This window comes from Saccharopolyspora rhizosphaerae (assembly GCF_003931915.1).
Lineage (GTDB): Bacteria > Actinomycetota > Actinomycetes > Mycobacteriales > Pseudonocardiaceae > Saccharopolyspora > Saccharopolyspora rhizosphaerae.
In genome coordinates this window covers 23,877-47,180 of the sequence record NZ_RSAA01000005.1, presented here as the reverse complement: position 1 = coordinate 47,180, position 23,304 = coordinate 23,877, and the positions used below count along the sequence as shown (strand labels likewise).

Annotated in this window: 19 protein-coding genes; 8 read left to right on the top strand and 11 right to left on the bottom strand. The window is 70.7% G+C overall.

Features of this window, described 5'->3' with window-relative positions:
* Positions 1-302: 302 nt before the first annotated feature.
* Positions 303-3,272 carry an AfsR/SARP family transcriptional regulator gene (locus tag EIL87_RS05090; protein ID WP_158628589.1) on the top strand — a complete coding sequence of 990 codons (2,970 nt, stop codon included), beginning with the start codon at positions 303-305 and terminating at the stop codon, positions 3,270-3,272.
* Here EIL87_RS05090 and EIL87_RS05085 read toward each other — a convergent pair.
* The 3 genes from EIL87_RS05085 to EIL87_RS05075 all read right to left on the bottom strand — a co-directional run bounded on the left by EIL87_RS05085 (position 3,250) and on the right by EIL87_RS05075 (position 6,147).
* On the bottom strand, positions 3,250-4,497 hold the full coding sequence (locus tag EIL87_RS05085) for an APC family permease (protein ID WP_267898829.1): 1,248 nt from the start codon (positions 4,495-4,497) through the stop codon (positions 3,250-3,252). The two genes, EIL87_RS05090 and EIL87_RS05085, sit on opposite strands and share 23 nt — an antisense overlap.
* 7 nt (positions 4,498-4,504) lie before the next feature.
* Positions 4,505-5,158 (bottom strand): class I SAM-dependent methyltransferase, encoded by a 654-nt coding sequence (locus tag EIL87_RS05080; RefSeq protein ID WP_125088994.1) that lies wholly within the window; start codon positions 5,156-5,158, stop codon positions 4,505-4,507.
* 326 nt (positions 5,159-5,484) lie between these two features.
* Positions 5,485-6,147, bottom strand: a complete 663-nt coding sequence (locus EIL87_RS05075) for a YitT family protein (RefSeq protein WP_125088993.1) — start codon at positions 6,145-6,147, stop codon at positions 5,485-5,487.
* 227 nt (positions 6,148-6,374) lie between these two features.
* Here EIL87_RS05075 and EIL87_RS05070 point away from each other — a divergent pair, with 227 nt between their 5' ends.
* The 4 genes from EIL87_RS05070 (at position 6,375) to EIL87_RS05055 (ending at position 10,567) form a co-directional block, all read left to right on the top strand.
* Positions 6,375-6,848: an Lrp/AsnC family transcriptional regulator gene (locus tag EIL87_RS05070; protein WP_199740264.1), complete on the top strand. Its 474-nt coding sequence runs from the start codon at positions 6,375-6,377 to the stop codon at positions 6,846-6,848.
* Positions 6,849-7,003: 155 nt separating this feature from the next.
* Positions 7,004-7,660 (top strand): haloacid dehalogenase type II, encoded by a 657-nt coding sequence (locus tag EIL87_RS05065; protein ID WP_158628588.1) that lies wholly within the window; start codon positions 7,004-7,006, stop codon positions 7,658-7,660.
* Between the two features lie 339 nt (positions 7,661-7,999).
* Positions 8,000-9,493 (top strand): long-chain-fatty-acid--CoA ligase, encoded by a 1,494-nt coding sequence (locus EIL87_RS05060; protein WP_125088991.1) that lies wholly within the window; start codon positions 8,000-8,002, stop codon positions 9,491-9,493.
* Positions 9,494-9,568: 75 nt separating this feature from the next.
* Complete coding sequence (locus tag EIL87_RS05055; protein WP_125088990.1) at positions 9,569-10,567, top strand: LacI family DNA-binding transcriptional regulator; 999 nt, start codon at positions 9,569-9,571, stop codon at positions 10,565-10,567.
* A gap of 1,483 nt (positions 10,568-12,050) precedes the next feature.
* On the opposite strand, the gene EIL87_RS05050 is transcribed toward EIL87_RS05055, so the two are convergent.
* From EIL87_RS05050 to EIL87_RS26985, 6 genes are all read right to left on the bottom strand, one after another.
* Complete coding sequence (locus tag EIL87_RS05050) at positions 12,051-13,223, bottom strand: acyl-CoA dehydrogenase family protein (RefSeq protein ID WP_125088989.1); 1,173 nt, start codon at positions 13,221-13,223, stop codon at positions 12,051-12,053.
* 512 nt (positions 13,224-13,735) lie between these two features.
* A complete protein-coding gene (locus tag EIL87_RS05045) occupies positions 13,736-13,945 on the bottom strand; it encodes a hypothetical protein (protein WP_125088988.1) in 210 nt (69 codons plus the stop codon).
* Positions 13,946-13,947: 2 nt separating this feature from the next.
* A complete protein-coding gene (locus EIL87_RS26740; RefSeq protein ID WP_158628587.1) occupies positions 13,948-14,085 on the bottom strand; it encodes a hypothetical protein in 138 nt (45 codons plus the stop codon).
* The gene (locus EIL87_RS05040) at positions 14,064-14,318 is read right to left on the bottom strand and encodes an ABC transporter permease family protein (RefSeq protein WP_125088987.1); all 255 of its coding nucleotides are present in this window, start codon (positions 14,316-14,318) and stop codon (positions 14,064-14,066) included. Before EIL87_RS05040 ends, EIL87_RS26740 begins: the two co-directional genes overlap by 22 nt.
* 93 nt (positions 14,319-14,411) lie before the next feature.
* Positions 14,412-14,672 carry a sugar ABC transporter permease gene (locus EIL87_RS26990; RefSeq protein ID WP_199740263.1) on the bottom strand — a complete coding sequence of 87 codons (261 nt, stop codon included), beginning with the start codon at positions 14,670-14,672 and terminating at the stop codon, positions 14,412-14,414.
* Entirely contained in the window at positions 14,665-14,880 is a 216-nt protein-coding gene (locus EIL87_RS26985) for a sugar ABC transporter permease (RefSeq protein WP_199740262.1), read from the bottom strand. The genes EIL87_RS26990 and EIL87_RS26985 overlap by 8 nt, the downstream gene beginning before the upstream one ends.
* 162 nt (positions 14,881-15,042) lie before the next feature.
* Here EIL87_RS26985 and EIL87_RS05030 point away from each other — a divergent pair, with 162 nt between their 5' ends.
* On the top strand, positions 15,043-16,437 hold the full coding sequence (locus EIL87_RS05030) for a glycoside hydrolase family 5 protein (protein WP_199740261.1): 1,395 nt from the start codon (positions 15,043-15,045) through the stop codon (positions 16,435-16,437).
* Positions 16,438-17,493: 1,056 nt separating this feature from the next.
* On the opposite strand, the gene EIL87_RS05025 is transcribed toward EIL87_RS05030, so the two are convergent.
* Together EIL87_RS05025 and EIL87_RS05020 are read right to left on the bottom strand one after the other, a co-directional pair.
* Positions 17,494-18,933: a sigma-70 family RNA polymerase sigma factor gene (locus tag EIL87_RS05025; RefSeq protein ID WP_233576035.1), complete on the bottom strand. Its 1,440-nt coding sequence runs from the start codon at positions 18,931-18,933 to the stop codon at positions 17,494-17,496.
* A 748-nt stretch (positions 18,934-19,681) separates the two neighbouring features.
* Complete coding sequence (locus tag EIL87_RS05020; protein ID WP_125088985.1) at positions 19,682-20,788, bottom strand: endo-1,4-beta-xylanase; 1,107 nt, start codon at positions 20,786-20,788, stop codon at positions 19,682-19,684.
* A 418-nt stretch (positions 20,789-21,206) separates the two neighbouring features.
* Here EIL87_RS05020 and EIL87_RS05015 point away from each other — a divergent pair, with 418 nt between their 5' ends.
* Together EIL87_RS05015 and EIL87_RS05010 are read left to right on the top strand one after the other, a co-directional pair.
* The gene (locus EIL87_RS05015; protein WP_125088984.1) at positions 21,207-22,433 is read left to right on the top strand and encodes an MFS transporter; all 1,227 of its coding nucleotides are present in this window, start codon (positions 21,207-21,209) and stop codon (positions 22,431-22,433) included.
* 350 nt (positions 22,434-22,783) lie between these two features.
* Positions 22,784-23,302 carry an NAD(P)H-dependent oxidoreductase gene (locus EIL87_RS05010; protein ID WP_125088983.1) on the top strand — a complete coding sequence of 173 codons (519 nt, stop codon included), beginning with the start codon at positions 22,784-22,786 and terminating at the stop codon, positions 23,300-23,302.
* Positions 23,303-23,304: the final 2 nt, after the last annotated feature.

The following is a 23,304-nucleotide window of genomic DNA, read 5'->3' as shown; positions in this document are numbered from 1 at the left end:
GTCCGTAGCGCACCGCGTCGGCGCAGAGGTGACTTGCCCCGAGAGCCTCGAGCGTCGACCGGTTCTTCGCGCTCGGAAGTCGTGCGGAACGGTGCGCGAGCCGATCATTCGATCGGGTTGCTCCGGTGTGCGGGCAGCGTCGAGAGGGGTTCGATGGTGACCCGTTGGAGTGGTCTTCGTTGCAGCGGTTGACGTCGCAGGGCCACTGTCCGCGGCGTGGCTTTCTCGTCGCTTTCCGGGGACGCGGCAGACGGCCGAACGTGGCAACACGAATTGGTTGATACCTCCCTGGGGAGATGAGAATGCGTTTCGAAGTTCTCGGGCCGGTCCGGATGTGCGACGGAGGAGTGGCAGAGCCCTCGACCGGCTCGATGCGGCGCACCCTGCTGGCGGTGCTCCTCGCCCGCGCCAACGAGCCCGTGCCGGTTCCCACCCTGCTCGAAGCCCTGTGGGGATCACCCGCCGAGCACGGCGCGAGCCGGTTGCAGGTCCACGTGCACCGGTTGCGGCGCGAACTCGACGATCCCGAGCGCCTGACCCACGAGGCCGCCGGATACCGGCTGCGCGTGGAGCAGGACGAGCTGGACGCCTCGATGTTCACCGCGTTGCTCGGCGAGGCCCTGGGCGAGCCGGACCCGACCCGCGCGGCGCAGACGCTGCGGCGCGCGCTCGGCTTCTGGCGCGGCAGGCCGTACCAGGAGGTCGACCTGCCCGACCTCGCCCCTGAGGTCGAGCGGCTCACCGAGCAGCGGTTGCTCGCCGTCGAGGAGCTCTACGACGCGGAACTGCGCGCCGGTCGGCACGACGCCGTCGTCGGAGAACTCGAGGAGGCGGTGCACCGCCACCCGCTGCGCGAGCGGTTGGCCGGTCTGCTCATGCTGGCCCTCCACCGCAGCGGCAGGCACGCCGACGCCATGGCGGAGTACCAGCGCGCGTGCCAGGTGCTCAACGACGAGCTGGGGCTGGATCCGGGACCGGAGCTGCGCGCGCTGCACGACCAGATCTCCGGAGGCCGAGCGGCCGAACCCGCCGGAAGAGCCCCCGCACCGAGCCAGCTCCCGCGCACCACGGGCACCTTCATCGGACGCGACCACCCGCTGTCCGAACTGGACCGGATCGTGGACGAGATCACCGATGCGGTCCCGATCACGGTGATCTCCGGAACGGCCGGGGTCGGCAAAACCGCCCTGGCGTTGCGCTGGGCACGCCGGGTCGAGCGGCGCTTCCCCGACGGCAGGCTCTACACCGACCTGCGCGGGTTCGGCAGCGACAGCCCGGCCGACCCCGGTGATGTGCTCGCCGGATGGCTGCGGGCGCTGGGTGTGGACGGCAAGGACGTGCCGCTGCAGGTGGCCGAGCGCGCAGCGCGGCTGCGCAGCCTGCTCGACTGCAAGCGCGTGCTGCTGTTCCTCGACAACGCCGTCAGCGCAGAACAGGTGCGACCGCTGCTGCCGGGTGCCTCCGGGTGCGCGGTGGTGGTGACCAGTCGCGACCAGCTCACCGGACTGGTCGTCGGGGACGGCGCGCAGCGGGTCGAGCTCGACCGGATGGGCCTGGACGAGGCCAGGCTGCTGATGAAGGAGCTGCTCGGCGACCTGATCACCGACGACGGCGCAGTCGACGAGCTCATCGAGCGCTGCGCTCGGCTGCCGCTGGCGCTGCGCGTCGCCGCCGAACGAGTGCGGCGGCAGGGCCACCACGGCCTCGGCCGCATCGTGGCCGAGTTCAGCAGCGCGCGGGACCGGCTCGACCTGCTCGACGGCGACGACCCGCAGGCGCGCCTGCGCACCGTCTTCGGCGCCTCCTACCGCCACCTCTCCGCCAGCGAGGCCACGCTGTTCCGCATGCTCGGACTGCACCCGGGCAGAGAAGTGGATGCCTGCTCGCTGACCGCGCTGGCCGGGGGCGCAGACGTCCGCACGACCCATCGGGGCTTGGCGGCTCTGGCCCGCGCGCACTTGGTGGAAGAGGTGGCGGGCAAGCGGTTCCGGCTGCACGACCTGCTCGCCGGCTACGCCGCGGAGCTGGTCGACACCACCGAAACCGCCGGCCAGCAGCGAGAAGCCCTGCGTCGGCTCTGCGACTACTACCTGCAGGCGACCACGCACGCCACCGGGTTCCTCGCGCCTGGGGCGCTGCCGCCACGCGCGCAGCGGTTCGAGGTGCCGCCGATGCGCGACCACGAGGACGCGGCCCGCTGGTTGGAGGGCGAGCGAGAACTCCTGGTGCGCCTCGCCGACACCGCGGAAGGCGCATTCGACCACTACGCGGTCGGGTTCGCGGCTGCGCTGGACGTGGCGCTCGACTTCGGTTGGCACGTCGACGAAGCCGTGCGGGTCCACGGCAAGGCCCGCGTGGTCGCCGCGCGGACCGGTGACCGCGACGGTGAAGTGATGGCGTTGCGCGGGCTCGGCGTGGCGCACCTGCGGCGCACCGAGTTCGGGAAGGCGCACCGGCTCCTGGACCGAGCGCTGGAGCTGGCGCGCGGGCCCGCGCGGACCGCCGGCGTGCTGCTGGGCATGGGGGAGCTGTGCATGGCCACCGGGCGCGCTGAGACCGCGCTGGAGCACCTGCACCGCTCCACGCGCCTGTACCAGGAGGCCGGACTACCCCTGCTGGCCCTGCGCCCGATGGTCTGCCTCGGACGGCTGCACCGGCGCCGGCGCCGGCACCGGGCGTCGATGGAGTGCTTGCTGGAGGCCTCGCGGGTGGCCGCCGAGCACCGCCACCCGCCAGCTGAAGCCGGAGCCGCCTGCGCGCTGGCCGCGCTCTACCGGGACCTCGGCCGCTACGAGGAGGCGGCCGAGCAGGCCGAGCGCGCGCTGGTGCTGGCCCGGCGCACCCGGTTGCGCTCGCTGGAAGGCGTGGCGCTGCACCGGCTCGGCAGCATTCGCCGGTGCCAGGGCGACCACGCGCGGGCGTGGCAGGCCCACCTGGCGGCGTTGACCTTCGCGCGGCAGGTGCGCTCGGCGACCCTCGAAGCGATGACGCTCACGGCGATGGCCGAAACGCACGGAGCGATGGGAGATGCGGAGAAGGCCACCCGGTGCCACCTGCACGCCCTGGGGGTGGCGGGCAGCGGATCCGGCCACTACGCGCGGGCCCGGGCCCACACCGGGCTCGGTGACCTCCACGAAGCGGCGGGCCGGCACGACACCGCCACCCGCCACTGGGGCACCGCTGCGCGCCTTTACGAGAACGTGGGCGCGCCCGAAGCCGCGGACCTGAGGCGACGGTTGGACGAGGAGATCACCCGGAGCTTGCCCTGCTGAACAGGCGACCGAGGAGTCCGAGCGCGAGCACCCCGAGCCCGACCAGCACCGAGGTGACGGGCAGCGTGGCGGCCAGCAGGAGGCACCCGGCCAGTCCGGCGACGTTGAGGGCTTTCGGCCAGCGCCGCTCGGCCCGCGGTTGGGTGAAGGCCGAGGCGTTGGCGATCGCGTAGTACACCAGCACCCCGAAGCTGGAGAAGCCGATCACTCCGCGCAGGTCGGCGCTCAGCACCAGTGCGATCACCACCACGGCCAGCGTCAGCTCGGCGTGGTGCGGCACCTGGAACCGGGGGTGCACTGCGGCCAGCTGGCGCGGCAGGTCGCCTTCCCGCGCCATCGCCAGTCCGGTGCGACCGACCCCGGCGATCAGCGCCAGCAGCGCGCCGAGGCTGGCCGCCGCGGCACCGAACCGCACGGCCGGGGTCCACGGCGCGTGCCCTGCCGCGACCAGCGCGTCGGCGAGCGGGGCGGTGCTCGTGGCCAGCTGGTGCGGGCCGAGCACGAGCAGCAAGCTCAGCCCCACGACGGCGTAGACCACCGCGGTGCACGCCAGCGCCAGCAAGATCGCGCGCGGGATCGTGCGTGCCGGATCGCGGACCTCCTCACCGAGGGTGGCGATGCGCGCGTAGCCGGCGAAGGCGAAGAACAGCAGACCGGACGCTTGCAGGACGCCCAGCGGGCCGCGCGGCAGCCACGCGTGCGTCCCGCCGCCGGCGGTGGCCGGGTAGGTCAGCACCGTGAAGCCGACGAGCACGACCAGCACCACGACGAGCAGGACCCGGGTCAGCGCGGCGGTGCGGGTGATGCCGATGTAGTTCACCGCCGCGAGCACCGCCACCGCCAGCGCGGCGACCGGCTTCTCGAAACCGGGTGCGGCGTAGGCGGCGAAGGTCAACGCCATCGCCGCACAACTGGCCGTTTTGCCGACCACGAACCCCCAGCCGGCGGTGAAACCCCACCAGTGGCCGAGCCGCTCGCGCCCGTAGAGGTAGGTGCCACCCGAAGCCGGGTGGACCGCCGCCAGCTGCGCCGAGCTCGCCGCGTTGCAGTACGCGATGAAGCCTGCGATGACCAGCGCGAACAGCAGGCCGCTGCCCGCGGCCGCGGCAGCCGGCGCGAAGACCGCGAACACCCCGGCACCCAGCATCGACCCCAGGCCGATCGCGGTGGCGTCGACGAGGCCGAGCCGCCGGGCCAGTGGCGCACCGGGCTGGTTCGTCGTCACGACCGGGTCAGCGGTGGGCGGTGAGGAAGTGCGCGGGGACGCGCGCACGCCCCTGCTCGTCGACCGGGTGGTGCGCGCCGAGACTCGGCGGCAGGAACCCGGCGATGGTGCTCGGCTCGATCGAGTCGATCCTCCAGTGCTCACCGACGGCCGCGCGCAACTCCTCGGCGTCGACCGCGTTGGGGCCGCCTCCTTGCGGGAACGCGGACTTGTCGAACACCAGCATGTGCAGCCGGGCGCCGTCCCGGGCCGCGCGGGCGATCGCCGAGAGGTACCCCGGACGGCTCTCGACCGGCAGGGAGTGGAACAGCGTGCAGTCGATGACGGTGCCGAAGTGGCCGTCGTAGCCGGCGAACTCGGTGATGTCGCCAACCCGGAAGGTCGCCGTGGCGTGCCGCTCGTCGCGGTCGGCCTCGGCCTGGGCGATGGCCGTGTCGGACAGGTCCACGCCCAGCACCTCGAAACCGCGCGCGGCCAGCTCCCGCGAGGTGACGCCCACACCGCACCCGGAGTCGAGCACCGGGCCGACGACATCGCCCCGTGCGATGACCTCGGCGACCGCGGGCTGCGGCTCACCGATGTTCCACGGCACCCGGGTGTCGTCCACCACCGGGGACTCGCCCCGGTAGACGGCGTCGAAGTCGGGCAGTTCGGCGTTCACGCGAGCCTCCGCAGCAGATCGCAGGATTCCTGCACCACCGGCGGAAACTACCACGCACGTCAGGTCAGGACGGTGACTCGCCGGTGGCGACCCTGATCGGCACGGGCCCCAGGCGCGCAGCGGACGCCTCACGATCCCACCCACACCTCGCGAAGAATCTGACGCACGAGGACCACGTCGAACTTAGCGCGGATGTGGAGGCTCGAAGAGCCGGGTCGACTTTCGAGCGAAGTTCGAAGGGGGGCTCGGGCGCAACCGCCGCGGGTTTCAGGTGGTGTTCCTCGCGGCACCACGCGGAGCCGGCTCTTGAACGAGACCTGGGGCCGTCAGGCGCCCAGGTAGCGGCCTGGGCGGTGGTTGAGGGCGAGCACGCCGTTCAGGAAGACCGCGCCGAAGGCGGAGACCAGCACGGCGGTGGGAGAGACGACGGTGCTCGCGGCGGCGATCACCAGCACGTCCAACGCCATCTGCACGTACCCGGCACGCCACCCGAAGCGCTCCTGGGCGATCAGCGCGACCACGTTGAACCCGCCGAGGCTGGCGCCGTGGCGGAACACGATCAGCAGCCCGATCCCGGTGAGCACGTTGCCGCTGACCGCCGCGTAGAGCGGCGGCAGGTGCAGCGCGCCGAACAGCTGCGCGTGCAACGGCGTGAAGGCCGAGACCAGCGCGATCGAGAGCAGCGACCGCACCGCGAACCGCCAGCCCTTCTTGGCCACCGCCAGCACCATGAACGGCAGGTTGACCGCGAAGAACAGCACGCCGAAGGGGACCGGCAGCCCGTAGCTGAGCAGCAGCGACAGGCCCGCGGTACCACCGGTGACGATCCCGCTCGCCTTCAGCAGGTGCAGGCCGAGCGCGACGACGAAGGTGCCGGTGAGCAGTCCGAGGGCGTCCTCGGTGCGCGAGTGTGGGAGTACGGGCTGCCGGAGGTCGGCACCGTGCGGCGGGGTGGGCACTCGGGTCGGGGTCGTGGTCGGCGCAGCCATGTCCGGAATGGTCGGGCAGACGTGTCAGACCAGGCAACACAGTCCTCCTCGGCTGCGACAGGATTCGCGGATCGCGGTGTTCGTGTGGCACAGTGCTCAACCTCCCGGTGCTCGTCACACGGTCCGCTGCGCCCCCTGTGTCCGGCACCACTGCTGCGGTGGGCTGTGCACGACCCAGCGGAACGGCCCCTGACGGCACCACGATCGACAAGGCTCGGAGCGTGCCGGTGAGTGAGATCGACCCCCTCGACGCCCGCATCCTGCTGGCCCTCGACGACGACCCGGAGCTGACCGTCCTCGCCCTGTCCCGGAAGCTCGGCGTCGCCCGCAACACCGTGCACGCGAGGCTGCGCAAGCTCGGGCAGAACGGCGTGCTCGGCGCCTTCAGCCGCCGCGTCGACCCGGTGGCGCTGGGTTACGACCTGGTGGCGTTCGTGTCGATGCAGATCAGCCAGACCACGCAGCCGGTCACCACCACTGCCCTGCGCGAGCTGCCGGAGGTGATCGAGGTCCACGCGACCTCCGGCGATGCCGACCTGCTGGTGAAGGTGGTCGCCCGCGACACACTAGACCTGCACCGCATCACCACCGCCATCCTCGACATCGACGGCGTCGAGCGCACCAGCACCGCCATCTCCCTGCACGAGGCGATGACGACGCGGATGCGGGGGCTGCTGGAGGCAGCCGCGCGCACTTCGTGACCCGCGGGAGGCGAAGTGGCGGAGGCGGTGCCGCTGCGTGCCACGTTCCGGCTACCGACCTGAGACCGAACCGTGTTCCCCCGAAGGGATGTGATCTTGGTGCGTCGGCAGGCATGATCATCCGGGTGTCGTTCGATGTCTCTCGCTTGTCCGTGTTGATCTTCGATGTCCTGGGAACCGTGGTCGACGAACGGGGTTCGATCCACGCCGCGGCCCGGGACGCGCTGGGGGAGGACGGTGACTGCGAAGCACTGGCCACCGCCTGGCTCGACCGGCTCGACGAACTGCTCGCGAAGGCGTCCGAGGGCGAGTACCGGCCGATGGACGAGCTCAGCCGGGAAGCACTGGAACACGCCGTGGGGGCCACCGGAGCCTCCCTCGACGAGGACGCGTTGGCGGAGCTGACCGCGGAAGGCCTGCGCCCCAAGCCCTGGCCGGACGCGGCCCCGGGTGTCGGCGCGCTCGCCGACCGGTTCAACGTGATCGCGCTGTCCAACACCACGATGCTCGCGCTGGCCGAGATCACCCGCCGAGGCGGCCTGCGCTGGGCCTTCGCCCTGTCCTCGGAGCTGGTCGGCGCCTACAAGCCCGACCCTGCGGTCTACCAGCGCGCCCTGGAGCTCATGCGGGTCGAACCGGAGCAGGTCCTCATGGTCGGCTCCCACCCGTGGGACCTCCGCGCCGCCGCGCAGCTCGGCATCGGCACTGCCTTCGTCCCGCGCGAAGGTCTGTCCGAGGACGACCCCGCGGACGCCGACGAGTTCGACCTCCGCGCCGACTCCATCGCTGAACTCGCAGCCCAGCTCCTCTGATCACCTCGAAGCCGCTGCTGGCGCTCGCGCGGAACGCCTCGCCCGCCCGTTCGAGGTCCGCCTGTTCTCCCTGCAAGGCCGTTGCGCGCGGGGTGGGCGCATTCCGCGCGACACGTCCCTCGGCATGCCGCGCCGCGCGGAGCGTTGAGGGCCTCGCGCGGGTGCGCCACAGGCCTGCGGTCCGCCCTGGCGGACCGAGGCCCGGGACAGGTACGGGAACTACGTGTTACCGAAAAGTACACCCGAACGATTGCCTCTCGGCTGCGGAACGTGGACGATGCGCCTGGGATCGACGATCTCCCCTGCTCCGAACCACCTCAACGACGACGGGAACGGAACATGACGAACCTGGCAGCGAACCTGGTCGCCTCCGCGAAGCGGCACGGCGATCGGCCCGCGGTCCGTCTCGACGAGCACGTGCTCACCTACGGCCAGCTCCACGCCTCGGCTGCCGCCGTGGCCGGTGACCTGCGGGAACGTGGCATCTCACCGGGAGACCGAGTCGGCCTGGTGCTGCCGAACGTGCCTGCGTTCCCGATCCTGTTCTACGGAGCACTGCTGGCGGGCGCGACGGTCGTGCCGATGAACCCGCTGCTCAAGGCCCGCGAGGTCGAGTTCTACCTGCGCGACTCGCATATGTCGCTGGTCTACGGCTGGGACGGCGGCGGTGACGCCGTGCCCGACGCCGCCGCCGAGGTCGGCATCCCCGGGGTCGTGGTCGGCGCCATGGGCCCGACCGAGCTCGGTGGCGGGCCCATCAGCGAACCCGTCGAGCGCGCGGACTCCGACACCGCGGTCCTGCTCTACACCTCGGGCACCACCGGCAAGCCCAAGGGTGCCGAGCTGACCCACCACAACCTCAGCTCCAACGCCACGATGGCGGTGGAGACGCTGTTCGAGCTCACCGCCGACGACGTCGTGATGGGCTGCCTGCCGCTGTTCCACGTCTTCGGCCTCACCTGCGCGCTGAACACCTCCGTGCTGGTGGGCGCGTGCCTGACGCTGCTGCCGCGGTTCGACCCGGCCAAGGCGCTGCAGATCGTGCCGCGCGACGGGGTGACGATCTTCGAGGGTGTGCCCACCATGTACGCCGCGATGCTCAACCACCCCGACGCCGAAGGCGCCGACATGACCTCGCTGCGCACCTGCGCCACCGGCGGTTCGGCGATGCCGGTGGAGGTGCTGCGCGGGTTCGAGGCGAAGTTCGACTGCCACGTGCTGGAGGGCTACGGGCTGTCCGAGACCTCCCCGGTCGCCTCGTTCAACCAACCCGGCTACGAGTGCAAGCCCGGGTCGATCGGGCTGCCGGTGCGCGGCTGCGAGATGAAGGTCGTCGACTTCGACGGCAACGAGGTCGGCATCGACGAGCCCGGTGAGATCGTCATCCGCGGTGAGAACGTGATGAAGGGTTACTGGGGCCGCCCGGACGCCACGGCAGAGGCGATCAAGGACGGCTGGTTCCACACCGGCGACATCGCCACCCAGGACTCCGACGGCTACTACTTCATCGTCGACCGCAAGAAGGACCTGATCATCCGCGGTGGCTACAACGTCTACCCGCGCGAGGTCGAAGAGGTGCTCTACGAGCACCCGGCGGTCGCCGAGGCCGCGGTCATCGGCGTCAAGCACCCCGAGCTCGGCGAGGAGATCGGCGCGGCCGTGTCCCTCAAGCCCGGGCGGGATGCCACCGAGGACGAGCTGCGGGAGTTCGTCAAGGAGCGCATCGCCGCCTACAAGTACCCGCGCGAGATCTGGCTGGTCCCGGAGCTGCCGAAGGGTCCGACCGGCAAGATCCTGCGCCGCGAGGTCAAGGAGATGCCGCGCGAGGCGTGAGCGGACGGGCCCGGCTTCCGGCCGGGCCCGTCGCCCCGGACTAAGCTCACGGCAGTCGGTGAGTGAGGTTCGAGCATGGTCGGAATCAAGGACGTGGCACGCCTGGCCGGTGTTTCCATCGGCACGGTGTCCAATGTGGTCAACCGGCCGCAGCTGGTGTCGGACGAGACGCGGCGGCGGGTGCAGGCGGCGATCGAGGAACTCGGCTACGTCCGCGACGAGTCCGCGCGCCAGCTGCGGGCCGGCAGCAGCCGCATCATGGCGCTGCTGGTGCTGGACCTGGCCAACCCGTTCTTCGTCGACATCGCCAGGGGCGCTGAGCAGGCCGCGCACGAAGCCGGTCTGAACGTGATCACCTGCAACAGCGGTCAGCGCGTCGACCTGGAGTCGTCGTACCTGTCGATGCTGGCCGAGCAGCGGGTGCGCGGCGTGCTGCTGTCCCCGGTGGACACCACGGGGGAGCGGCTGCGGTCGTTCGCCCGCAGCGGCATCCCCTACGTCTTCGTGGACCGCACGGTGCCCGAGGTGCAGGGCAGCTCCGTCGCGGTCGACGACGTCGCGGGAGGAGCGCTGGCGGCCCGCCACCTCGCGGAGACCGGGCATCGCGAGATCGCGATGGTCAACGGCCCGTCGGTGCTGGCCCAGTGCCGGGACCGCGAGTCCGGCGCGCGTGCGGCGCTCGAGGGCACCGACGTGCGCTTGGCGGTGCTGGAGACCGCCGCTCTCGACGTGGTCTCGGGTCGCGACGCGGGCGCGCGCCTGTTGGGCATGAGCCCTCGACCTACCGCGGTGTTCTGCGCCAACGACCTGCTGGCGCTCGGGCTGCTGCAGGCGATGGTGGCCGCGGGCGTGCGCGTGCCCGACGAGGTGGCGATCGTCGGCTACGACGACATCGAGTTCGCCGGTGCCGCCGCCGTGCCGCTGACCTCGGTGCGCCAACCGGCGTACAAGCTCGGGCGCACCGCTGCCGAACTTCTCCTCGCCGAAACCTCCGGTGAAGAACCGGTCCCGCACCAGCGGGTGGTGTTCCAACCGGAGCTGGTCGTCCGCGACTCCACCCGGGTCCACCGCTAGAGGGTCGCCCTGTGCGCCGTCGCGGGTAGGACGACCTCGAACGGTGCCGTGGACACCGTGCGCCGCTCCTGGCCCGCGGTCGCCTGCGGCGGCGTCCCAGCAGGCGCCACCGAGCCAGCCGCTCAGCGCCTGCAGCGGTGCGGGCTGGGCTCCCTCCGTCGAACTTCGCGAGAATTCCGACGGGGGAGTTCGGGGCTCGAAACTTCGCGAACAGTCTGAACGCTCGTGCGCGGCGCGGGCCTGGAGCAGCGGGTCCGTGGACACCGTGCGCCGCCGCACCCTGACCGTGTCGCTCACGCGGCGTCCGGTGTACTCGCCGCCGAGCCGCTCAGCGCCTGCAGCGGTGCGGGCGGAACCTCGTCCGTCGATCTTCGCGAGAACGTTGACGGGGAACTGGGGGCCTCGAACTTCGCGCGAAGTTCGGACGCAGGTGCGCTGCGCGGCCTTCGAGCAGCTGCTTCGTACACTGTGCGCCGCTTCTTGACCTTGTCGTTCAGGCGGTGACCTGGCGTACTCGCCGCCGAGCCGCTCAGCGCTTGCGGTGTGCGGGTTGAACTCCCTCCGTCGAACTTCGCGAGAACGTTGACGGGGAACGTTGGGGCTCGAACTTCGCGTGAAGTGAACGGACGTGCGCGGTGTGGGCTGGGAGCAGCGGCTTCGCCGCAGTCTTGGGCGGCTTCCAGGCCGGTCCGGCCTCGCTGGGGTGGAGCTGGGACCGCGCAGGCGGTTCGTGCTTCCGCCGGGCGGTGCAGCTTTTCTGGGCTACCAGGGAGCTGGGCGCGGACCACCAGGACCGCGCCGAACGGAAGCAGCGTGTTCAGCACACCTGCGCGGACCTCGGGGCGGGGAGGGTGTGGTCGCCGCTCGAGGTTCCTGGAATCGGATTCAGAAGTAGCCGATCCAGAGGGCGCCGGTGGTGAGGAACAGGGCGAGGGAGACGGCCGCCGTGATCACTCCGGCGTGGCGTGCGGACATGGTGGTTCCTCGCGTGCAATCAGGTTCAGGGGGTGGCGCGGCTGGGGTGAGCGGGAGCGGCGTGCGGATGGGTGTGCCGGGGCGGGCCGGCAGCGGTCGTCCGACCCAAGGCCGGGTGGCCGTCGGGCGCGCGTTGTGCCTGCCTCGTGCGTGCTGCTTGCGCGGAGTGCCGCGTCGCGTCTTCCGGTGGACCAGTGGTGTGCTCAAACCAGCGCCCCCTCGCGGCCGATCGTCCTCAACAGGGCGGGCGGGACGCCGCCCGCTGCCCGCAGCAGCACGAGCGGGTCGGCTCGCGTGTTCGGAACCGGACCGCGGCGGTGGCACCCGCGCACCTCGGTGCTGCGCCCAATCTGTCATCGGGAGAGGGAGAAGTTAAGAGAGGATGTCCGGCGCGTCCGAATTACACGGGATTGCACCCGATCGGCGGCGCGGCTGATCACGGGCCGTGAACGGAGTCCGCAGCTGCACCGACGGACCGAGCTCCGCGTGTCGGGGTGGCGCGCGACTGTCAGCCCTGCTCGACCAGGCTCAAGAACGCCCACCGGCCGCTGGAGAGCCCGCTGAGCAGCTTGCCGCAGCTCTGCAGCACACCGGGGCTTGAGGTCACGTGCTGTGTTCCCCCGTGCAGGTCGCGGAAGAAGCGCTGCAGCACGCCGCGTCGCAGCGCTGCTGTGCCGGCCCACCTGTAGACGGTCTGCCCGACCTCGTGCACCGAGGACGTCGTGTGGTTGAGCACCAACCGGGTCAGCGTCTCCTGCTCGGTGCTGAGCGGCGAGCCGCTGTCGAGCGTGTCCTCGCAGTCCCGCCAGGTCTCGAAGGAGAAGGCGCGGGCGGCGCGGTGCTGGGCCTCGGCCCGGGCGTACTCGGCGTGGAACTGCTGGGTGTCGACCCCGGCTCCGGGCGCGCCCGTCTTCCGGGCCGCCAGCGCGCGCATCTCGTCGAGCATCCGGCGGCCCACGCCGAGCGCCCAGCCGGTGTGGCAGATCCCCATGTTCGCCAGGCCGAGCCGGTACAGCGCGCCGCCGATCCGGGGTTCCAGGCAGGTCGCCTCGTAGGTGTAGGAAGCGGGCACGAACACGTCGCGAATGCTGTAGTCGTTGCTGCCGGTGGCGCGCAGCCCCATCACGTCCCAGTTGTCCTCGAGCACCACCTGCTCGATCGGCAGCGTGAACACCAGCCCGCGGCCTTCATCAGCGCAGAAGGCGGCGGTGTGGATGTGCGTGGCCATCGACACGCCCGAGGCGAACTGCCAGTCACCGCTGATCCTATGACCGCCCTCGACCCGAACCGCTGCACCGGGTTTGGTGCCCTGGCCGGCGATGACCGCGTGGTGTCCACTTCGGACGTCCGGGTACAGGTCGTCGACCACGTCGTGGCCGAGGTAGGCGGGCGTGGTCCCGGTGGCCAGCTGCAGCGCCATGACGACCCAGCCCGCCGAAGCGTCGTGGTAGCTGACCTCGGCGATCGCCCGCATCGCCTGGATCGGCGACAACTCGTACCCGCCGAGGTCGGCGGGAACGCCCATGCGCAGGACGCCGGTCGAGGTGAGCGCGTCGGCGGTCTCGTCGTTGAGCCGGCCGAGCTCCTCGCTGTGGTCCGCGTTGTCCTCCAGCACCGGACCGATGGCCCGGATGCGCTCGATGAGCGCGTCGAACTCCCCGCTGACGTGCAACCCGCCCATGCACTGTCCCTCTCACACCGTCCCCGGAGGGACCGAGGAGACGGTACAAGCGCCCTGTGGTCGTGACGACCGACGAACGTCGTACCCGCGGCAGGCGGTTGGGCGGTGGACGAGGGGGATGTGAGGTGAGGTGCCCATGGGCGCTCACGCCTGAGCGTTCACATCCTCCTCGGAAGTTCCCCCGTGCTGGGATGGAGTTCCCAAAACCCATTGAGCCTGCCGTGCCGCGGTCGAACCAGGGACCTTCGTCCCAGCCCTCACTTCGACCCCGTCGTGGCAATCCCCTTCACGGTGTACTTCTGACGAACAAGAGCTTCACGAAGATCGGCACCAGCGAGACGACCGACATCGCGAACCGTCGACCCTAGGACTCGTCCGCGGTCGAGTCCACGAACGCTCGCAGCGCCACCGGCACGGTGTGCACGTCCGGGTCGGTGAGTCTTAGCTGATCGGGCGGGGGATGACATCTCGCGCGAAATGTCATCCCCCGCCCGATCAGGTGACTCGCAAGATCAGCTGGCTGAAGACGTAGTTCCCGGTCCAGTGAACGTGAAGATCGCCGTGGTCGCCAGCGCCGGCAGCGGCAGCACGATCTGCCAGGAGGTCCCGACATGCCCGGTGTCGTTGGTGCAGGCGGCCTCGGTGAGCTCCCGCGGGACGCCGCGGAAGAACTGCACCACGACGAAGATGACAAACGCATCGGTGGCCAGCAGTTTCGGCACGATCAGCGGGAGGAACGCCGCTGGGCGAACAGCACGTACTGCGGCACGATCACCGCGTGCACAAGCACCCTGTTCGACTTCAGCATGCTGACGAACCACAGCCGCTTGCCCCGGGAGTTCAGCCGGGCGAACGCGGCCATCGAGCACGAGACCAGGTTGCCGAGCACCGAACCACCACGATGACCGGCGAGTCCAGCAGGTAGTGGGTGAACGGGTGAGTCAGCGCCGTCCACCTCGACGGGTAGTTCGACAGGTCGAGGGTCGTCGGGATCAACGACGGGTCGCAGAAGATCAGCGCGTTCGGCTTGACCGAGCTCGCGATCATCCACAGCAGCGGGTCGAGCATGAGCAGCGCGGTCGCGCTGAGCACCACGTGCTTGGCGGTGCGGCGTGGCCGACCCGCCTGCGCGGTCGAGCCTCGGGAACCGCTGCGGTGAGGCCGTTCCGGCCATGGCTTGGTCAGTCGTCATAGAACACCCAGTGCTTGGCCAGCGAGAAGTTGAGGGGCGGTGAACGCGGCGGTGATCACCAGCAGCCGTCCGGCCAACGCCGAGGCGTAGCTCCTGTCGAGGTTGGTGAAGCCCTGCTCCTTGAGGTGGAGCGCGTAGAACAGCGTCGGGTCGACCGGTCCGCCGGTGCCGCCGCTGAGATGAACCCCTGGGTGAACGGCTGGACAGCGTGGATCACCTGCAGCACCAGGTGGAAGAAGATGATCGGCGTCAGCCACGGAGCCGTGATGCTACGGAACTGGCGGAACTTGCCCGCGCGTCGATGGCCGCCGCCTCGTAGTACTGCTGTGGGACCTGTCGCAGACCCGCCGGGAAGATCAGCACCGGGGACCCGAAGGTCCACACGGTGAGGATCACCAGCGTTGTCAGCGCGAAGTCCGGGTGCGCGAAGCAGCCCACGCCCTGCAGTCCGAACCAGGACAGCACCTGGTTGACCAGGCCGCGCTCGTCCTTGAAGAGCGCTTTCCGATGCTTGCAGGCGACCGGTGTGCCTGGCCAGCCCCTCGTTCGCCAGACCGTGGACCTCAGGATGACGGAAGGCTACGTTCCGCGGGTGAGCGGTTTCCGCCTGACGGGAGGAGAGCAGTCGTGACGGCGTTGCCGTGGTTGCGGGTGGACGGGTCCAGGATCGTCGACGAGACCGGCGCCCCGGTCGTTCTCACCGGGGTGGGGCTCGGCGGGTGGATGAACATGGAGAACTTCATCACCGGCCATCCCGGGCCTGAGCAGCTGGTGCGCGCGGCACTGCGCGACACGATGGGGCGGGAGTCCTACGAGGCGTTCTTCGACGAGTTCCTGCACGGCTTCTTCGGTCCCGACGACGCCGCACACCTGGCGTCGCTGGGCGTGAACTCGGTGCGGATCCCGGTGAACTACCGGCACTTCGAGGACGACGACCGGCCGTCCGAGATCCAGGAGTCCGGTTTCGCGCACCTGGACCGGGTGATCGACGTGCTGGCCGACCACGGCATCTGGTCCATCATCGACCTGCACGCCCTCCCCGGCTGCCAGAACCAGCACTGGCACAGCGACAACCCCACGCACGTGGCCGCGTTCTGGCAGCACCGGCACTTCCAGGACCGGGCCGTCGCGCTGTGGGAGGCCATCGCCGACCGCTACCGGGACCGGCCCGAGGTAGCCGGCTACAACCCGGTCAACGAGCCGGCAGATCCCTCCAACGAGCGCATCGGACCGTTCTACCAACGCCTGGAGCGGGCGGTGCGCGCCGTCGACGCCCGGCACGTGCTGTTCCTCGACGGCAACCGCTACGCCACCGACTTCAGCGCCTTCACCGAACCGCTGCCGAACTCGATCTACACGACACACGACTACGCGCTGCCGGGAATCGCCGCCGAGGCCACCTGCTACCCGGGCACCACCCGCGGCGAGCACTTCGACCGCGACGTGCTGGAGAAGACGTTCCTGCGACGCACCGAGTTCATGCGCCGCACCGGAACACCGATCTGGATCGGCGAGTTCGGGCCGCTCTACCCGCACGGTGAGCCCGAACCGTGGCGGTTGCAGGTGCTGGCCGACCAGCTGGAGATCTACCAGGAGCACGGTGCGAGCTGGTCGTTGTGGACGTACAAGGACATCGGACTGCAGGGCTTGGTCCACGCCCGCCAGGACAGCCCGTACCTCACCCGCATCGCCGACGTGCTGGCCGCGAAACGCCGTCTCGGCGTCGATTCCTGGGGCGGCACCGACGCCGGGGTGCGCGACGTCCTCGACCCCGTCGACGCGGTCTTCGACCGCGAGTTCCCGGACTTCCAGCCCTACCCGTGGGGCAAGCGCAAGTTCACCGACGTCCTGGTGCGCCACATCCTGCTGGCCGAACCGCTCGTGGGGCGCTTCGCCGAGCGCTTCACCGGGATCACCTCGGCGGAAGCCAGGGAGTTGGCCAGGTGTTTCCGCCACGACCAGTGCGCGGAGCGGACGCCCCTCACCTCCTTGCTCCGCCACCACCTGCGCGGAGCTGGCTGAGGGCGTGTCCCGCGGGGCGGCGCGGGGGACAGGACCAGTGCGGTTTCGTGCATCGGCTTGCGGCGCTGTTCGAGCGTTCGCACCCATTGCCGCGCCGCACTCGCCACAGGGCTGTCCCAGCGGTGCCCAGGCGTCTGCCGCCGCTGCCGCGGGCGCCGTGCCCTCAGCACCTGCGGCGGTGCCGAGCGAGTCCCCCGCTCCCATTTCGCGCGAAGTTCGAACAGCGCCCCTCAAAGCCCACACGCGGGGGCTCACGAGGCACTCCCGCGCGTCGGGCCGACACCACAACCTCGTCGCGGCTGAACAGCAGGTGCTCCTTGAATGTCGCGCGCAAGCTGTTGCCTCACGTGCGCGTGCCGCTGGGTTTCGCGCGCGATGTTGGACGAGCCCCCGTGGAGCAAGGCTCTGGACAGCCCAGACACGCCCTCTCCCAGGAAGCGCCCTCTCGGTTTCACAACCGGGGGAGCCACGACTCCCTCACGCCGAGCTCCGCTCTGCGCCGTTCGAACTTCGCGCGAAGTTCGAGCAGCGGCCCTTTGACCTGGCACAACACGCGGGAGGTCACGAAGCGCCCCGCGCGCGTCGGGCCGGGCCGCAACCTCGTTGCGACGGAACGGCATGGTGTCCGTGGATTTTTGCGCGCGAGCCGGTGGATTTCGCGGGCGAGATTTGACGAGCCCTCGGCAGACCGAGGCTCTGAGCAGCCCGGACATGAGCGAGATCAGCAGGCGTCCTCGCGTGTCAGGGGCAAGGTAGCCACGGCTCCTCGCGCCAGGCTGCACTCTGTCCCGTCGGAATTTCGCGGGAAGTTCGACGGGCCCGTGCGCCGCTTCCTCGAGGAAGGTGACGCGGTGTCAGGGCGAGGTCGCCTCGAACCCGCTCAGGACCTGCAGCGATGCCGGGCGAGCTCCTCCGCTCGAGTTTCGCGCGAAGTGCGAGGGGGAACTGCAGCCCTCGAAGTTCTCGCGAATTCGTGACGGCTGCCGGGGGAGCGCGAGGTGGGGAGCGTCGGCTCTCACCGCCTTCCGCTCGACCGTTCTTGGCGGGTCTGCCCGGTCAGGGGTGGGTCGAGGGTGCTTCGGCCTTGTCCTCGGTTGCTCCGACCGGGGTGCCGAGGATCGTGAGCGTGCCGGTGGGTGGGTCGAGGGTGACGAGGCGGTTCGGTTCTCCCGGTTGAAGGCGGATCTCCGCACCTGCGTCGGCGCCGTGGCGGTCGACGACCAGGTGCGTCTCGGTGTCGACTCCTAGGCCGAGCAGGCCGACGGCGGTGTGGAGGTCGCCGTCGGCGAGCGGAGGCGGCAGCGGGGTCGGCGGCAGCGGGGTCGGCGGCTGGGGCGTGTCGTCCGGCGCAGGTGGCGGTGCCGGACGGTTCGGCTCCGGTGCGGCACCTGGGCTCGCGGGTGCCGGGGTGGACGCCGGCGGGGCCGCCGGGGGAGCGGGTGGTGGCTGTGGCGCCTGCGGTTGCTGCCGAGCGGGTGGCTGCGGTGGCGTCGTGGAGGAGGCGACGGGCGGCATCTCGCCCTCGTTCGCCGCCAACGCCAGTGCGAGCGCGGCCACCGCGGCGGCGAGCGTGGCACCGGAGACCGCCGCACGTCGCGGACCACCGACCCGGTGGATCATCCCGCCGACCACACCGCCGCCGACCAGACCTCCGGCCCCGATCGCCGCGAGGTAGCCGGTCGCGGTGGCGCTCCCGCCGAGCACCAACGGCGCGATGAACACGCGCAGCGCCCCGTTGATCTCGACCAGCTCCGCCGCCAGCGCACGGCACCGGTCGCAGTCGTCGAGGTGCGATTCGACCTGCGAGGTCTCGCGCTTGGCCAACCCGCCACGGGTCCAGGCGCCGAGGCGCTCGATGTTGACCCGGCAGCGCTCCCGCTCGGCGTCGAGGTTGCCCAGGTGCACCTGCAGGAACGCCTGCTTGAGGCCTTCCCGGGCGCGGTAGGCGAGTGCGGACACACCGTTGGGCGTCATGCCCAGCAGTGGCGCGACCTTCGCCGGTGCGGAACCCTCGATCTCGACGTGCCAGAGCACCATCTGCCAGCGCTCGGGCAGCTTCGCGAAGGCCGCCGCCACCAGCGACCGGTCCTCGCCCTCGACCGCCGTGTCGGTGAAGGGCTGGGACAGGTCGATGTGGGGATCGGTCTCCATGTCCTCGGAGTACTGGAGCCGTTGCTGCTTGCGGGCGCGGTCGTAGGCGGCGTGCCGGACGGCGGTGAGCACGTAGGCCCGGAACGCCGATGTCGGACCGCGGCGGTCCCGCAGCAGGTCGAGCACCTTCGCGAACGCCTCGGAGACGACGTCGTCGGCTTCCGCGGAGGACTTGGTGACCTGGCGTGCCATGGCGTAGGCGGCGGAGACGTGCCGTTCGTAGAGGATGCCGTAGGCCTCGGTGTTGCCGTCGCGCACCGCCTCGATCAGCTCGCCGTCACCGCGTTCCTGCGATCCCGCCTCCGTGGGCAACGCCGCCATGTCCGCCCCCTCGTCCACGATCACGATCGCCGGTGCTGATGATCATCACTACCGCGACCGTGGCAACACCGGTCGTCAGCAACGGCTTTCGTTGCTCCTTCGTGACCGCGCGCTGCTCCGTTCGCATGACACGCGCCGCCCTCCCACGGGGGAGGGCGGTAGGCAGATCATCGCACGGGCGGAGAACCTCCGATGATCATGTCCCCTCCCAGGAGAGCCGGTCGGTTGGCGCCCAACGCTGGGCTGCGCACGCGAACGGGCCGGATCGCGCGCGCCGAGCCCGCCGCGTCGGTGGAAGAGGACGCACTCGCGCAGTCGAAGACCTGCGAACGCAGTGCAGCACGCCAGGCGCGGAAGCTCTGATGCTCGGCGGACTTCCGCAGCGGTCGGTGAACCGGCCGCCAGACGAGGTGAGCCGAGCGCTACCAGTGCGTCACCGTCTTGAGAGGACTTCCTCCCCCCAACCGGGGCATCCGCCTGTCGTCATCCGGTCGGAAGTGCGTCGACGCGGCACTTCTCACCGACGACTCGGTCACACGCTTGGCCCCGCGAGAACCGGTTGCCGCTCAAGGAGGGCGGGTGGGGCGGCAGCCGCCACCCCACCCGCGCCCCACCCCCCGGAGCTGGTCATGCCGACGTTCGCGTGTTCGTCGTTCCGAGGGTCCTCGGGACGTGGACCGCGATGATGGCGCCGACGGCGCAGCCCCTGGCGACTGCGCCGTCAAGACCCGTGGCCTCGCCGTCTCGAGCAGTCGCGCGGCCGTGGGCGTGTTCACCCCTCACTCGTCGCACGTCCGCTCGCGTTGGCCGAAAGGGTGTTCAGGAGGGCGTGGTGAGCGGGCTTGGGGGTGAAGTCGTCCCAGTAGATCGTCGCTGCTCCCTGGTCGGGGAAGGTGCCCGGAACCCACGAGTACTTGTCGGGCAGACCCCACACCGTGAAGGAGTGGCAGCTGGAGACGTCCAGGCACGCTTGCAGGGCTCGCCGGTAGAAGTCGGCCTGCTCGGCCAGCTGCTGCTCGGTGGGTGCGCCGCCCTGCGGCAGCGTCATCCGCACGTCCAGCTCGGTGATGGCGGTGTCCAGCCCGAGGTCGGCGAAGCGCCGCAGGTTCTGCGCCAGGTCGGCGGGGAAGCCGTCGTCGAGGTCGAGGTGGGCCTGCGCCGAGAAGCCGTGCACCGGGACGCCTTGCGCGAGCAGGTCCTGTATGAGCGCGTAGTAGGCGTCGCTCTTGGCGTTGTCGCTCTCCACGCCGTAGTCGTTGAAGAACAGCTTGGCGTTCGGATCGGCTTCGTGCGCCCAGCGGAAGGCGTCGGCGATGATGCCCGGACCGAGTTCGCGGATCCAGATGTTCTCGGTGGTGCGCAGGGTGCCCGACTCGTCGAAGATCTCGTTGGCCACGTCCCACTGCTGGACCCTGCCGGCGTACCGTCCGACGACGGTGTGGATGTGCTCGCGCAGCATCGCGCGGAGCTCCTCCGCCGAGAAGTTGCCGTTCTCCAGCCATTCCGGGTTCTGGCTGTGCCACAGCAGGGTGTGGCCGCGCACGACCTGACCGTGCTGCGCGGCGAAGTCGACGATGGCGTCGGCGGCGGCGAAGTCGTAGGTCTCGCGCGTAGGGCGGACGTACTCCCACTTCATCTGGTTCTCCGGTGACAGCGAGCTGAACTCGCGGCCGAGCACGTCCCGGTAGGCCTGGTCGGAGCTGATCGGGTCGGGGTAGGGCTGGTCCTCGTGGTGCCCACCGCCGGCGGCGGCCGATCCGACGACCAGTCCGTCGGGTGCGGCGTCGCGCAGCGTCGACGGCTGGGGTGCGGCGTGGGCGGGGACGGGCAACAGCATGACCGCCGCAACGGCGGTCGCGGCGAGGTGGAGCGGCTTCATCGCGGACTCCCGCGTTCTCGAAGGGGTCGAATGGTTTCCGAAACTTTCTAACTTCACGCGAGTGTGGAGATTAGGCGCGTGGGGGTGGAGAATCAAGGACGGGGTGTGATCACGTCTGCGAGCGGGGTCGACGCTGTGGACGTCATTCCTGGTCGACGCGCAAGGGCGCGGAGGTTGGCGGCTTCTTGCCGAAATGTTTCGGCGGCAACGGGGGCAGATGGCGGCCGTGCGCGTCCGGATCGCGACGCGGGACAGCGTGTGCCGATGGCTGCGGCGGGTGAGGCGGAGTGACCCTGCGCGACCGGGAGGTATCGACCTCGGAACGGGTTCCACTGACTGGAAAACGATGCTGGTCGGCGCCGGGGAGGGCCACCAGATGATGCCGGGCACGACTCGGACTTCGGAGAGGTGGCCTCGCATGAGAACGGCGTCAGGAGAGTCCGGCGGTGGGCCGGAACCGACCGCCGCCCCGCGGGTCTCAGCCCGTGGCGTCGCCGCGCTGTGCTGGTCGGCGGTGGCGTTGGAGGGCTACGACCTGGTGGTGCTCGGAGTGGTGCTGCCGAAGTTGCTGCGCGACCCGAGTTGGCAGCTCACCCCCGCGACGGCCTCGTTGATCTCCTCGGTGGGACTGGTGGGCGTGATGATCGGTGCGCTGTGCGTCGGGCCGCTGACGGACCGCTTCGGCAGGCGCAAGCTGATGATCACCACGGTGGTGCTGTTCTCGGTGCTGACCCTGGCCTGCGCCGCCTCGACCGGGCCACTGGTCTTCGGGGTGCTGCGGTTCCTCGCCGGACTCGGGCTCGGCGGGGTGCTGCCGGTGGCGATCGCGCTGGTCAACGAGGCCTCGCACGCCAAGGGCGGCAGCGCGACGACCACGCTGATGACCGGCTACCACGTGGGCGCGGTGGTCACCTCGTTGCTGGGGATCGTGGTCATCTCCGTGCTGACCTGGCGGGCGATGTTCGTCATCGGCGCTCTGCCGGCGATCGCCCTGGTGCCGCTGCTGGCGCGCTACCTGCCGGAGTCGTTGCCGCTCACCGCCGAGGAGAAGGCCTCCCGCAGCCCCGTCGCCACCCTGTTCCGCGGCGGCTACCTGCGCTCGTCGCTGGCGTTCTGGGTCACCTCCTTCATGGGACTGCTGCTGGTCTACGGCCTCAACACCTGGCTGCCGGAGATCATGCGCGAGGCGGGCTACGAGCTCGGCGCCGCGCTGGCTCTGCTGCTGACCCTCAACGTCGGTGCCGTGCTGGGACTCCTGCTGGCGGGCCGGGTTTCCGACCGCATCGGTGTGCGCACCTGCACGCTCATCTGGTTCACGGCCGCCGCGGTTTTCCTCGCGCTGCTGAGTGTGCGGCTGCCCGGGTTCGGGGTGTACGTGAGCGTCCTGATGGCCGGTGTGTTCGTGTTCAGCACGCAGGTGCTGGTCTACGCCTACGTCAGCCACCACTACCCGGCGGTCGGCCGCGCCACCGCGCTCGGTGCCTCCAGCGGTGTCGGCCGGCTCGGCGCGATCTGCGGTCCGCTGGTCGGTGGCGCGCTGCTCAGCGCCGGCATGGCCTACCCGTGGGGCTTTTACGCCTTCGCCGCGGTCGCCGTGGTCGGTCTGGTCGCGGTGACGTTCGTGTCGAAGCGCCAGCCCGCCTGAGCTCGCCGGGCCGGGGTGCCGATGCGCCCCGGCCCGGAGTGTGGGACGCGTGCGAGGGGTGCTTCACAGCAGGCCCGCTCGTGAGCGAGGATGACCGGCATGACAGCCTCGGCCGGTCTCGTGGTGCGCTGCCACATCGACCTGTTGCGCGTGTGCAGCGCGCTGTGCCGGTGCACGGCTGCGGCTGACCGGTAGCGCTCCCGCTACCGCACGCCTTCTCCACAACGGGTGTCCGCCCGGTTCTCGCGCGCCACGACGCGCCTCCCGCTTCCCACGCTCCAGGAGTTGCCGCATGCTGTCGTGCCCCCGCTCGCCCCTGTTCGGTCCGAAGTGGATCGAGGAGGAGCGACGTGGCTGAGTTCGCCGTGCTGACCGGACATCTCGACCGTCGATCGCGGCCGGGTGCGATCTCCCGCACCCTCGCCGCCGAGCTGCGCGACAGAGGTGCCGAAGTCACAGAGATCGCTGTGGGCGCGCTGCCCCACTCCACCTTGATGGCCCGCGACCACCGCCACCCCGCGGTGTTGCGCACGCAGCGGGTGCTGACCGGCGTCGAGGCGGCGGCGGTCGTGCTGCCGCGCTACGAGCCGCACGGCAGCGCGCCGCTGCGGTCCTGGCTCGCGATGCTCCCGGCCGAGGCACTGCGCGGAAAATCGGTGCTGCCCCTCGGTCTCGGCACCGTGCGCAGCCAAGCCACCGGTCTCGGCGCCCAGCTCTGCTCGGGCATCGCCCTGCCACCGGTCTTCCTCTACGACGACTGGTTCGCCCCGGACCGGGACTGGGAGCCGAACTCGCGCGCGTTCGCACTCCTCCGGCAGGCTGCGGCTGCCCTCGCGGCCTCGGCGCTGCCCGAGTCCGCCGCCGCGTGACC

Coding starts and splice junctions, on each gene's coding strand:
- EIL87_RS05090 (WP_158628589.1), top strand. CDS start 303: ATGCGTTTCGAAGTTCTCGGGCCGGTCCGGATGTGCGACGGAGGAGTG.
- EIL87_RS05075 (WP_125088993.1), bottom strand. CDS start 6,147: ATGGCTGCGCCGACCACGACCCCGACCCGAGTGCCCACCCCGCCGCAC.
- EIL87_RS05060 (WP_125088991.1), top strand. CDS start 8,000: ATGACGAACCTGGCAGCGAACCTGGTCGCCTCCGCGAAGCGGCACGGC.
- EIL87_RS05055 (WP_125088990.1), top strand. CDS start 9,569: ATGGTCGGAATCAAGGACGTGGCACGCCTGGCCGGTGTTTCCATCGGC.
- EIL87_RS05050 (WP_125088989.1), bottom strand. CDS start 13,223: ATGGGCGGGTTGCACGTCAGCGGGGAGTTCGACGCGCTCATCGAGCGC.
- EIL87_RS26740 (WP_158628587.1), bottom strand. CDS start 14,085: ATGGCCGCGTTCGCCCGGCTGAACTCCCGGGGCAAGCGGCTGTGGTTC.
- EIL87_RS05020 (WP_125088985.1), bottom strand. CDS start 20,788: ATGAAGCCGCTCCACCTCGCCGCGACCGCCGTTGCGGCGGTCATGCTG.
- EIL87_RS05015 (WP_125088984.1), top strand. CDS start 21,207: ATGAGAACGGCGTCAGGAGAGTCCGGCGGTGGGCCGGAACCGACCGCC.